This is a genomic window from Staphylococcus sp. HMSC068C09 (assembly GCF_001813735.1).
Classification (GTDB): Bacteria; Bacillota; Bacilli; order Staphylococcales; family Staphylococcaceae; genus Staphylococcus; species Staphylococcus hominis.
Genome location: NZ_KV813746.1, coordinates 1 through 12,830, shown reverse-complemented (window position 1 = coordinate 12,830; position 12,830 = coordinate 1). Strand labels below are relative to the sequence as shown.

General features: G+C 30.7%; 12 protein-coding genes and 1 pseudogene. 7 read left to right on the top strand and 6 right to left on the bottom strand.

The genetic code is table 11. The features are described from left to right. Positions 1-37: 37 nt before the first annotated feature. The 6 genes and pseudogenes from arsC to arsD all read right to left on the bottom strand — a co-directional run bounded on the left by arsC (position 38) and on the right by arsD (position 5,773). Complete coding sequence (gene arsC, locus HMPREF2930_RS02380; protein ID WP_017175594.1) at positions 38-433, bottom strand: arsenate reductase (thioredoxin); 396 nt, start codon at positions 431-433, stop codon at positions 38-40. Positions 434-451: 18 nt separating this feature from the next. Further along, positions 452-1,743, bottom strand: a pseudogene (arsB, locus tag HMPREF2930_RS02375) (arsenite efflux transporter membrane subunit ArsB). After that, on the bottom strand, positions 1,743-2,057 hold the full coding sequence (locus tag HMPREF2930_RS02370) for an ArsR/SmtB family transcription factor (RefSeq protein ID WP_001830569.1): 315 nt from the start codon (positions 2,055-2,057) through the stop codon (positions 1,743-1,745). The pseudogene arsB and the gene HMPREF2930_RS02370 overlap by 1 nt, the downstream one beginning before the upstream one ends. Continuing rightward, complete coding sequence (locus HMPREF2930_RS02365; RefSeq protein WP_002488499.1) at positions 2,054-3,718, bottom strand: FAD-dependent oxidoreductase; 1,665 nt, start codon at positions 3,716-3,718, stop codon at positions 2,054-2,056. The genes HMPREF2930_RS02370 and HMPREF2930_RS02365 overlap by 4 nt, the downstream gene beginning before the upstream one ends. Further along, on the bottom strand, positions 3,718-5,439 hold the full coding sequence (arsA, locus tag HMPREF2930_RS02360; RefSeq protein WP_017175596.1) for an arsenical pump-driving ATPase: 1,722 nt from the start codon (positions 5,437-5,439) through the stop codon (positions 3,718-3,720). Before arsA ends, HMPREF2930_RS02365 begins: the two co-directional genes overlap by 1 nt. Further along, positions 5,426-5,773 (bottom strand): arsenite efflux transporter metallochaperone ArsD, encoded by a 348-nt coding sequence (gene arsD, locus HMPREF2930_RS02355; protein WP_002449502.1) that lies wholly within the window; start codon positions 5,771-5,773, stop codon positions 5,426-5,428. Before arsD ends, arsA begins: the two co-directional genes overlap by 14 nt. A 281-nt stretch (positions 5,774-6,054) precedes the next feature. Between arsD and HMPREF2930_RS02350 the strand changes: the two genes are divergently transcribed. The 7 genes from HMPREF2930_RS02350 (at position 6,055) to HMPREF2930_RS02325 (ending at position 12,449) form a co-directional block, all read left to right on the top strand. Next, the gene (locus HMPREF2930_RS02350; protein ID WP_002441924.1) at positions 6,055-6,249 is read left to right on the top strand and encodes a hypothetical protein; all 195 of its coding nucleotides are present in this window, start codon (positions 6,055-6,057) and stop codon (positions 6,247-6,249) included. 45 nt (positions 6,250-6,294) lie between these two features. Further along, entirely contained in the window at positions 6,295-6,615 is a 321-nt protein-coding gene (locus HMPREF2930_RS02345) for an ArsR/SmtB family transcription factor (protein ID WP_002449352.1), read from the top strand. An 87-nt stretch (positions 6,616-6,702) separates the two neighbouring features. Further along, positions 6,703-7,587, top strand: coding sequence for a permease (locus HMPREF2930_RS02340; protein ID WP_017175597.1), 885 nt, complete (start codon positions 6,703-6,705; stop codon positions 7,585-7,587). A 13-nt stretch (positions 7,588-7,600) separates the two neighbouring features. Continuing rightward, complete coding sequence (locus HMPREF2930_RS11725) at positions 7,601-7,729, top strand: hypothetical protein (protein WP_017175598.1); 129 nt, start codon at positions 7,601-7,603, stop codon at positions 7,727-7,729. Positions 7,730-8,438: 709 nt separating this feature from the next. Then, the gene (locus tag HMPREF2930_RS02335; protein ID WP_017175599.1) at positions 8,439-10,499 is read left to right on the top strand and encodes a heavy metal translocating P-type ATPase; all 2,061 of its coding nucleotides are present in this window, start codon (positions 8,439-8,441) and stop codon (positions 10,497-10,499) included. Positions 10,500-10,513: 14 nt separating this feature from the next. Beyond that, positions 10,514-11,947 (top strand): multicopper oxidase family protein, encoded by a 1,434-nt coding sequence (locus tag HMPREF2930_RS02330; protein ID WP_017175600.1) that lies wholly within the window; start codon positions 10,514-10,516, stop codon positions 11,945-11,947. A 19-nt stretch (positions 11,948-11,966) separates the two neighbouring features. Then, positions 11,967-12,449 carry a YdhK family protein gene (locus HMPREF2930_RS02325; RefSeq protein WP_002487267.1) on the top strand — a complete coding sequence of 161 codons (483 nt, stop codon included), beginning with the start codon at positions 11,967-11,969 and terminating at the stop codon, positions 12,447-12,449. Positions 12,450-12,830 lie beyond the last annotated feature (381 nt).

The following is a 12,830-nucleotide window of genomic DNA, read 5'->3' as shown; positions in this document are numbered from 1 at the left end:
GCTATTTTGTTAGGAATTATGTCCCAGCCTCTAAAATTTATCTAGCCTTAAATGAGTCAATGGCTGCTTTGATTTCATCTCTAACACGTTGGAATTCTGACCAAGGTTTGCCTGCTGGATCATCAAATCCCCAATGTTCTTTTTTTACATTAGGCGGCAATACAGGACAGTTTTGATCAGCATCACTACATAGAGTTACTACTAAATCGGATTGGTTTAGTATAGTGTTGTCAATTAAATTAGAAGTATGGTTTGAGATATCAATTCCGACTTCTTTCATCGCTTCGATTGCTTTCGGATTGACACCGTGTGCCTCAATACCGCCAGAATATACTTGCCATTCGTCACCTAAGATTTTTTTACCCCAACCTTCAGCCATTTGGCTACGGCATGAATTACCTGTACATATAAAGTAAATTGTTTTTTTATCCATAAATAGTTTCCTCTTTTTTTAGAAAATAATAAGTGTTAGATATAACCCTAACAGTGTGATAAATAATACCGGAATCGTTATAATAATACCGATTTTAAAGTATTGTCCCCAAGAAATTTTAACACCTTTTTGAGTAAGCACATGTAACCAGAGAAGTGTTGCTAACGAACCAATTGGTGTTATTTTAGGTCCTAAATCAGATCCGATAACATTCGCATAAATCACGCCTTCCTTGAGTATGCTTGTTGTTTGAGATTGACCAATCGCTATTGCATCTATTAAAACAGTTGGCATGTTGTTCATAATGGATGAAAGGAATGCAGCTATAAAGCCCATGCCCATGATACCACTAAATAAGCCGTAATTTGAAATATTTGTTAGTACATCACTAAGAAGCGTTGTGATGCCCACATTTTTTAGACCAAATACCACAAGATACATACCAATAGAGAATAAAACAATATTCCATGGCGCACCTTTAATTACTTGTTTCGTATGCACAGCCTTAGACTTACGTGCTAATAATACAAATATTAAAGCAATGATACCAGCAATAATTGATACTGGAATATTTATAAACTCACTTATTAAATAACCAACTAGCAATACAGTGAGTACAATCCATGAGATATTAAAAAGCTTTTTGTCCTTAATCGCTTCTTTTGGTTCTCTAATATTTACTGCATCAAATTTTCTTGGGATAGACTTTCTAAAATAAAGCCATAAGACAAGAATACTTGCGATTAAAGAGAATATATTAGGTATAATCATTTTACTGAAGTACTCAACAAATCCAATATCAAAGTAATCAGCAGAAACAATATTAACTAAATTACTAACAATTAATGGAAGAGACGTAGTATCTGCGATAAAACCACTAGCAATAATAAATGGGAATATCGCTTTTTTATCAAATCCTAAACTACGTACCATTGCTAAAACAATAGGCGTCAGTATTAAAGCCGCACCATCATTTGCGAAGAAGGCTGCTACAACTGAACCTAAGAGCATGATAAAGATAAACATTTTCAAGCCATTACCCTTTGATGCTCTTACCATATGTATGGCAGACCATTCAAAGAATCCAATTTCATCTAATATGAGTGAAATAAGAATAACTGCAACAAAAGTTAAAGTCGCATTCCAAACAATTCCAGTAACTTCTAGTACGTCTGAAAGCTTACAACGCCAGTGATTATAGCAACTACAGCACCAATTAATGCAGTAATACCAATATCTAGACCTTTAGGTTGCCATATAACAAAAATTAACGTTAATACAAATATTGTGATTGCTAATATCGTCATCATTAACACTCACCTTTCTCTACTGTTTCACATATACATGGGCCAGCACTGGAACTCAATAGAGTCAGTCGTGATGTAACGTCATCCAATACGTCATGATTCAATTTGTATAAAATTTTATTACCATCTTTTCTGGATGTAATTAAATTATTGTCTTTTAATACTTTCATATGATGACTTAATGTGGGTTGAGAAAAAGAAAAATGCTCTAATAAATCACAAGCGCATAATTCACCACAAGATAACAAGTCTAATATTTCAAGGCGGCTACTATCAGCAATCACTTTTAAGTATTGTGAAATTTTTTTATAATTCAATTTTTCTTCTTCCTTTCTACTTGAAACCTTTTATAACGTTGATAATTTTTATTACCACCTGACAAATTAAACACTTGTTTAAAACCTAAATTAATAAGTACGTTTTGTGCAGCATTCCCAGTAGTACCTTTATTACAATAAGTCACTATCTTTTGATTTTTATCTAATGTTTTTGCATAACTTCTCAATATTTTCAATGGGACGTTAATCGCTCCATCAACATGATTAACTTCAAATTGCTTTGGAGAACGTACATCTAAAATCAATAAGTCATTATTTTGTTTTATGACTTCTTCAGGCGTTATAATTTTGCGTCCTCGAGTAATATTGTGTCCAATCATCCCTGTATAAATAACAGGATCTTTAGTTGTAGAAAAAGGAGGCGCATATGCTAAATCTAAATGAAATAAATCTTCTGCATGGGCGCCAAACGTTATAGCAGTAGCTAGTACATCTATTCTCTTATCTACACCTTCATACCCAATAATTTGAGCACCCAGTAATTTAGAATTGTTTTTATCAAATATAGCTTTAATTACCATTTCTTGGCCTTGCATATATTCTGGACGATTCGGTTTCACATTGTGTAATACGTCAATATCAATATCTAAATCAATAGCTTCTTTTTCAGTTAAGCCTGTTTGGGCAATTGTCATATCAAATATACGAACAATGCCTGTTCCTAAAATGCCTTTATGTTCTAGATTTCCACCAGTTAATCGATCTCCTAAAATACGTCCCATTTTATTTGCTGTAGAACCTAGCGGTCTATATATAGGGTCACCAGTAATTAAATTATAACTTTCTGCTACATCACCAATTGCATATATGTGAGGAATATTTGTTTCAAAATACTTATTGGTTTGTATTGCTCCAGATTTTCCAATATTAATACCAATTTCTTTAGCTAATTTAGTATTTGGTGTGACACCAATCCCAATAATGATTAAATCTGTATCAATTAATTCGCCAGTTTTTAAGCTTACTCTATTTATTGTATGATTTTCATCATAATCAATACTATCTATTTCATTATAGGTATATACGTTAGCTTTATCTTCAATATATTCTTGAATCATAAAACTGATATCGTAGTCTAAATGAGGCATAAAAGTACTGCGTTGAATAATTGAAGTATTGTAGTTAGATAATTGTTCTAACATTTCTAGACCAATAAATCCACCACCAATGATTGTTATATTCTGAACATCATTGCTCTCAATATAATTATAAATTGCTTTCGCATCATTAATATTCTTAACTTTAAATACATTGTTATATTCTTCGCTATTTAATTGAGGAAGTTCCTTAGGCGATGAGCCTGTTGCTAATACTAATTCGTCATATTCTTGAATCATCTTTTCATCATTTACTAAATTGGTAACAGTTATTGTTTGATCAGTATCATTTATCTGATTCACTTCATATTTTGTATAAATATCTATATTAAAGCGCTCTTTAAACCATTTAGCATTTCTTGGCGTGAGTTCATCAATATCAGATACATTACCGCCTATATAGTAGGGGATACCACATACTGAATACGAAATATCATTATCTTTATCAAAAACGATAATTTCCACATCTTCACTATTTCTTCTTGCTTTAGCCGCGACACTTGTACCGGCAGCAACTGAACCGATGATTACAATTTTTTTCATTATGATAACCCCCCATAAGGTATGACAAAATAATTATCAAGACTTTCATTTTTAATCTTGTTTATCCAAAATGATTCATCTTCTTTTTTGTTACTAAAAAGGTCATCACGTTGATTTAGCGTAACTAACGATTGATTAACAACCCACCAATTATGGCCTATATTAGCTCTATTTAAATCTTCTACTAAACGTTTAGATTCTAAATAAGGTGTTTTTTCTGCTAGTGTTACGATTATCATCTGTGTTAAATTTTTATTTTGAATCTTAGGTAATAATGTTTCAACATTACTGGTAGTTTGAGTTGATTTTTTCTTTAATTCTCTATGATGATTTTCACTAGAATCAAGTAACAGCAAAGTATGGCCTGTAGGAGCTGTATCTACAATGACGTAATCCATGTCGTCTTGATTCTCCATAATGTCACTAAAGGCTTTGAAAAATGCTATTTCTTCTGTACAAGGTGATTTTAAATCTTCCATAATATAATCAATATCGTCTTGTGGTGTATCATCATTCACTGTGGCTAGTACTTCTTTTTTATACTTTTCTAATGCTTGTTCTTCATCAATATAAGCAGTATTTAAATTACTTGTAGTTTCAACATTAATTTCTTTAGTAGGGTCAGTAGTTGCTAAAAGAACACGATATCCTTTATTAGATAACGTTGTAGCTAATTGCGTTGCTACTGTCGTTTTACCAACGCCACCTTTTCCCATTGTAAATAAATATTGAACTTTACTATTTTCAATTTCATCGATTAATTTATTAAATTGCGGATGATCTTCAACAATAAAGTCATCATTTTCAATTAAGTTATCATCATTTAATAGATTCGTTAAACTTTCTATACCTTCTTCTTTCTGCTTTTTATATGGAACGTAATAAGCATGATTGTTATTTAACCATTCAGTAAAATGATTAATGTTTTTATCTTGTTCCGATTTCATCTGACTCGAAATTAAACCGTGACTTTCTTCTATATAGTTGTTAATGATTACTTTGAATTTAGAAATTGACAGTTGTTGTAATTCTTGTTGCGCTCTTTGAATTTCATATATAGAAGAATGAGTAGGTCTCGCAACTAACATCATGGTCGTATCATCTTGGTTACGTAGTTTTTCAAGTGCTGAATTATATTTAACTCTATTTTCATTTAAACCTGATAATTGACCTAAGCAAGAAGCGTCATTACTCGTTGTATTTAAATAATCTGTCCATGCAGAAGGTAATTCAAGCATTCTCAAGGTGTGACCTGTAGGAGCTGTATCAAATATAATGAAATCAAATTCTTGTTCTAAAGTTTTATCGGATAAAAAATTTGTAAATTCATTAAATGCTGCTACTTCAACTGTACATGAACCACTTAACTGTTCTTTCATTTCAGAAAGCACATCTTCTGGTAGAATACCCTCATAAGGTTCTATAGATTGTGCTTTATAATCGTCTGCAGCAGCAATCGGGTCAAAATTGGCTATAGAGAGATTAGGTATAGGTTGATATTTAGTTAATTTATTAGATAATTCCATTTGAAATACATCTTGTAAATTACTAGCTGGATCAGTACTTACTAAAGCTACTTTCTTTCCATTCTCTGCTAAGTTTAAAGCAATAAAACTTGATATCGTTGTTTTGCCTACGCCACCTTTACCAGTAAAAAACAAATATTTTGTTAACTCAATGTTATCTAAATTCAATTTATTTAAGTATTTAACAGCATCCATCTCCACCACAGCATCCTCCATTTCTCATTTGATTAACTGTAATGATTTCATCGGCTTCTTCTTGGGTAATATAAGCGCCCGTTTTAGCTATACCGCCTTCTATAAAAGTGATTGGTAAAACTTCATCACCTTTTTCTTGAATTAAACGAATAACTTCTTGATTTTTAATGAATTCATTCGGATTATTATTCATATTATAACGTTGAACTTCTATTTGATTTTGTTTTAAATATTCATTGATTTGGTTCGCTTTTATTAGTGTTTCATCCGGTTCTGGACCACATACCCCAGTAGAACAGCACATAGCTTCTTCGTATATTTCAATATTTAACATTATACTCACCTCATTAATTAATTTACTATTATAGACTAACATCTATATAGATGGATGTCTATGTTTTTATTTGAGTTTTAAAAATTTTACTAAATTTAATTCTTAATAATACAATTTATAAAAAATTATTTTAGTATTTCTGTGAGCAATACCTAAGTTTATGTAAAATTATAGGTTTTCTTCTTGCGATAATATGGATATTGATTTACATTTAATACATCAAAAAAAATTGATGTATTAAATGATATAAAACTACGTTGACAATAAGGAGGCGTGCTTGATTGCGAGTAAACCATGCAAGTACTTTAACTGTTGGTTATTTTGTAAGTTATTTAAATCTTGTTATGCTATCAAGAGAAATCAATTTAAAAGAAGCTACAATATATATGGAAAAGGAGTTTTTTAAAGGGAACATTAATCAGTATGGAGAATCAACAAAAAATAACTATAAACAAGCAATTCAAGAATTGAAATAAAGATAATATAAACTCAATGAAATATTATAAAAAGGATGGTCTTTTATGGAAGTTATTAAAGCAAAGACTGATATGAGTGAAGATCAACAATTTGACTTTTATGAAAATATGTTTAATGCACTTGCCGATAAAATCAGATTAAAAATACTAAATCAAATTAGCCAAAGCTTCAATAAATCATTATGTGTATGTGATTTAGAAGAGTTATTAGATATAAAACAATCTAAACTTTCTTATCATTTAAAAAAATTAGTAGATGCAAATGTTCTTATTGCTGAAAAGCATGGCACATGGAATTATTATAAAATTAATGAGCAGCAAATACAGGTTGTTTTAAATGAAGATACTTGTTGTAAGATACTTTAAGTATCTTTTTTAATGTAGTATTAATCAATTTTTTTTGATTAATACATCAAGAAATATTGATTAATTAAATTTGGAGGCATTATACTCATGTTAGATTCAATTATGGAATTTATAAAAACATTTGTGATGTTGTTTTTTGAACTATTCATACTATTTATCATCGTGAGCTTTATTGTAAGTATCATCCAGCAGATAGTTTCAGAAGAAAAAATAAAATACTTTTTAAGTAAACCTAATCAAGCTATTAATTATATTTTGGGAATGGCTTTTGGTGCGATGACACCATTTTGTTCTTGTTCTACAATTCCTATACTTGCAGGTTTATTAAATTCTAAAGTTCCATTTGGTCCTGCAATGAGTTTTTTAATTGCGTCACCTTTAATGAATCCCTTAATGATATTTATGTTATGGGCCTTATTAGGTTGGAAAGTTGCTGTTGTTTATTTTATTGTACTAGCAATCTTTAGTGTCTTAACGGGTCTAGTATTTTCAAAAATGAATTTATCTAAAAGTTATAAAGGTGTAAATGTTAAAGGCGATGGGTTTTTCGCTAATAAACATGGATCTCATTTTAAACAAGCATTAAATGATGCTTGGGCATTCTTATATCCAATGATTCCTTACTTATTTATCGGTGTATTTATTGGTGCTTTTATATATGGCTTTGTACCCGAAACATTTATTACTAAATATGCGAGTGGAGGTGGCATTATATCCGTATTTATTGCTTCTATTATAGGTATTCCTATGTATATTAGACCTGAAACCATGTTACCTATAGCTGAAGCATTAGCTTCAAAAGGAATGTCGCTTGGGACAGTTGTTGCTTTGATCATTGGTGGTGCTGGTGCAAGTATTCCAGAAGTTGTATTATTATCGAAACTATTCAAGAAAAAATTTGTAATCTCATTCGTTATCGCCATTTTAGTTGTAGCTATTTCTACAGGTTTGATGGTGAACATCGTTATTTAAAGGAGGTGAGATAATGGGAGTCAAAGACGTATTAAAAAAATTAAAACCTCAGGAACAATCTTGTTGTTCTGTAGAAATTGAAGAAAAAAATGAAAAAAATGAAAAAGAGCAACAGGATAATAATTGTTGTTGTAACAATTAATTTAGAAGTCTGTAAAATATATGCTTCTAATAAATGAACGACAAATTCCAATGTAATAGTATGGAATTTGTCATTCTTTCGTTTCAATTAAGGAAAATAATGTGTTTATTTAGTATTTCTTTAAGACTTATAACAAAAAGACGTTAATTAAAAACCGCATCATTAACCTATGTGCAGAATCATATTATAAATAAAACTAAAAATGAGGTTGTATATAACTCACTCTGAAATTGATTGAATATATAATATCTTTAATAAAATGCAGCTATTGTGGCGTAGAATTTGAGAATCAAAAAATGATTAATATAGTTTGAAAAGACTGAATATAAATACTAGAAAAATAGCCAGTAAATGAGTTTATTATGAATTCATTTACTGGCTTCATTAAATAATGATCTAGACAATTTGCTTTTCTAGACCTACTTTGAAGTGCGTTATTTTCTTTAAGAATAGTAATATATGATTTGTGTTGATAATGCTAACCTTGGTCAGAGTGTATTGTCATGCGATAGTTCAGATGAGATTTTTTAATTAAAACCTTGTTTTAAACATCGATGACAAGGTCTAATGTAGGACGTGTAGACATCATTTTCAGAATGATATAAATAAATCCATAAATGGAGATAAATCGAAACTATTTATACCCTAGGGGGGTATATGTTATAGTATAAGTAGTTTTACTATAACATTTTTATTAGGAGGGGTTAATTTGAATAATAATGGTGAAGCGCATAATCATCAAAATCACATGAATCATTCCAATCAAATGCATCATGATAACCATGCCTCACATCATCATAGTGGCCATGCACATCATCATGGAAATTTTAAAGTTAAGTTTTTTGTTTCATTAATTTTTGCAATACCTATCATTCTTTTATCGCCACTGATGGGTGTTAACTTACCTTTTCAATTCACATTTCCAGGTTCTGAATGGGTAGTGTTAATATTAAGTACAATTTTATTCTTTTATGGTGGTAAACCGTTCTTGTCTGGTGGTAAAGATGAAATTGCTGAAAAAAAACCAGGCATGATGACCTTAGTTGCTCTAGGTATTTCAGTAGCTTATATTTATAGCTTGTATGCTTTTTATATGAATAACTTTAGTAGTGCAACTGGTCATACAATGGACTTTTTTTGGGAATTAGCAACCTTAATTTTAATTATGCTATTAGGACATTGGATAGAAATGAATGCTGTCGGAAATGCTGGAGATGCTTTAAAGAAAATGGCAGAACTGTTACCTAATAGTGCGATTAAAGTTATGGATAATGGCCAACGCGAAGAAGTTAAAATATCAGACATCATGACTGATGATATCGTCGAAGTAAAAGCCGGAGAAAGCATTCCAACAGATGGTATTATCGTTCAAGGACAAACATCTATAGATGAATCCCTAGTCACTGGAGAATCTAAAAAAGTACAAAAAAATCAAAATGACAACGTCATCGGGGGTTCTATTAATGGGTCTGGAACAATACAAGTCAAGGTTACAGCTGTGGGAGAAGATGGATATCTTTCTCAAGTGATGGGACTTGTTAATCAAGCACAAAATGATAAATCTAGTGCTGAATTGTTATCTGATAAAGTAGCGGGTTATTTATTCTACTTTGCTGTAATTGTTGGCGTGATTTCTTTTATTGTCTGGATGCTCATTCAAAATGATGTTGATTTTGCATTAGAACGTCTTGTAACTGTGTTAGTCATTGCTTGTCCACATGCTTTAGGCTTGGCAATACCTTTAGTCACTGCACGTTCGACTTCAATTGGTGCACATAATGGTTTAATTATTAAAAATAGAGAGTCTGTAGAAATAGCTCAACATATCGATTATGTAATGATGGATAAAACTGGTACTTTAACTGAGGGTAACTTTTCTGTGAATCATTATGAGAGCTTTAAAAATGATTTGAGTAATGATACAATATTAAGCCTTTTCGCCTCATTAGAAAGTCAATCTAATCACCCATTAGCTATAAGTATTGTTGATTTTGCGAAAAGTAAAAATGTTTCATTTACTAATCCACAAGACGTTAATAATATTCCGGGTGTCGGATTAGAAGGTCTAATTGATAATAAAACATATAAAATAACAAATGTCTCTTATCTTGATAAACATAAACTTAATTATGACGATGACTTGTTTACTAAATTAGCTCAACAAGGTAATTCAATCAGCTATTTAATTGAGGATCAACAAGTCATTGGCATGATTGCTCAAGGAGATCAAATTAAAGAAAGCTCAAAACAAATGGTAGCTGATTTACTATCAAGAAATATTACACCAGTCATGCTTACAGGTGATAATAATGAAGTGGCACACGCTGTCGCAAAAGAATTAGGTATTAGTGATGTCCACGCACAACTCATGCCAGAAGATAAGGAAAGCATTATAAAAGATTATCAAAGTGACGGTAATAAAGTCATGATGGTCGGAGACGGTATCAACGATGCGCCGAGTCTTATAAGAGCCGATATTGGTATAGCAATTGGTGCAGGCACAGATGTTGCAGTGGATTCAGGTGATGTCATACTTGTTAAAAGTAATCCATCAGATATCATTCATTTCTTGACTCTTTCAAATAATACTATGAAAAAAATGGTGCAAAACTTATGGTGGGGTGCAGGTTATAATATTGTTGCTGTACCTTTAGCAGCTGGCGCATTAGCTTTTATCGGGTTAATATTATCACCAGCTGTAGGAGCAATATTAATGTCTTTAAGTACAGTTATAGTAGCGATTAATGCTTTTACATTAAAATTAAAATAAAAGAGGTAAACCTTATGTATAATAAAGTTTTTGCAATTTTAATTATAATTTTTTCCATAATAATTATTGCGTCTAATGATACTTTCGCAGAAAGTAAGAATGACATGATGAACATGAAAGAAGATAAGAAAAATACAATGGATATGATGAATATGAAACATCATGACGAAAGAAAGAAATTAAATTCTTCACAAGGAAAAAATGAAATAATATTTCCTGAAGTTGCAGAGTCAAAAAAAGATAACAATGGTTATAAAAATTATACATTAAAAGCTCAGAAAGGAAAGACAGAGTTTTACAAAAATAATTTTTCTAATACTCTAGGCTACAATGGAAATTTACTTGGACCAACTTTAAAATTAAAAAAAGGAGATAAAGTTAAAATTAAGTTAATAAATAACTTAGATGAAAATACAACATTTCATTGGCATGGATTAGAAGTAAATGGAAAAGTGGATGGAGGGCCTTCTCAGGTTATAAAACCAGGAAAAGAAAAAACTATAAAATTTGAGGTTAATCAAGATTCTGCTACGTTATGGTATCACCCCCACCCCTCTCCAAATACAGCTAAACAAGTTTATAATGGCTTATCAGGATTATTATATATAGAAGATAGTAAAAAGAATAATTATCCTAGTAATTATGGAAAAAATGATTTGCCTATAATAATCCAAGATAAAACATTTGTATCTAAAAAATTAAATTATTCAAAAACGAAAGACAAAGATGGCACTCAAGGTGATACTGTTCTTGTGAACGGAATAGTAAACCCCAAACTGACAGCAAAAGAAGAGAAAATACGTTTGAGACTTTTAAATGGTTCTAATGCTCGAGATTTAAATCTTAAGCTAAGTAATAATCAAAGTTTTGAGTATATTGCTTCAGATGGCGGTCAATTAAAAAACGCTAAAAAATTAAAAGAAATTAATTTAGCTCCTTCAGAGAGAAAAGAAATAGTAATAGATTTATCTAAAATGAAAGGCGAGAAAATCAGTCTGGTCGATAATGATAAAACTGTAATTTTACCGATTAGTAACAAAGAGAAAAGTTCTAACAAAGGTAATACACCAAAAGTAAGTAAAAAAATAAAATTAGAAGGTATGAATGATCATGTTACCATTAATGGTAATAAATTCGATCCTAACAGAATAGATTTTACACAAAAGTTAAACCAGAAAGAAGTATGGGAAATTGAAAATGTCAAAGATAAAATGGGTGGTATGAAACATCCTTTCCACATCCATGGAACGCAATTTAAAGTTTTATCTGTGGATGGTGAGAAACCTCCAAAAGATATGAGGGGTAAAAAGGATGTTATATCTTTGGAACCTGGACAAAAAGCTAAAATAGAGGTTGTATTTAAAAATACTGGAACATACATGTTTCACTGTCATATACTTGAGCATGAAGATAATGGAATGATGGGTCAAGTAAAAGTAACAAATTAATCAATAGGGAGATTTTAATATGATGAAAAAAGATAAAGACACTAATGACCAAAAAAGTGAGAGCCATATGAAGCATAATGATGAAAGTAAAGTTCCTGAAGATATGACATCGACTAATGAAGGTGAATTTAAAGTAGGAGATAAAGTAACGATTACAGCAGGGCATATGCCAGGTATGAAAGGTGCAGAAGCTACTGTAAAAGGTGCGTATAAAACATATGCCTATGTTGTAAGTTATAAACCCACAAATGGAAATGAAAAAGTAAACAATCATAAATGGGTCGTAAACGAAGAGATCAAAGATGCACCTAAAGATGGATTTAGTAAAGGCGATACTGTTAAATTAGAAGCAAGTCATATGTCCGGTATGAAAGGTGCTACAGCCAATATAGATAACGTGAAAAAGACGACTGTTTACGTAGTTGATTACAAATCCAAAGATAATGGTAAAATCATTAAAAATCATAAATGGATGACAGGAAATGAACTGAAAGCACGATAAAAATCTAGTTCTAGATTGAGAAATAAATAGATATAAAAATATCCTCCTTAATCAATAATTTAAATAACTTATTATTGTTAAGGAGGATATTTTTTAGTGTGTAAATTAAAAAGAATTTTAGAAGAATAACATTTATCAAAAAACTGTTCATTACCTTATTAAATGAAATTATATAATTAAAAACCGCATCATTAACCGATACGCAGACGCTTATCATAAGTGATGCGGTTTTTCAGCAAGTTTAGAACAAATGAGACAAGAATTAGAAGAAAAATATATCATATTACTTAAAATATGTTACTTCATATCAGATTGATTAGCTTTCAATTCACATATATGATTAAGCAACAAGAGGCTGGGACATAATTCCTAACAAAATAG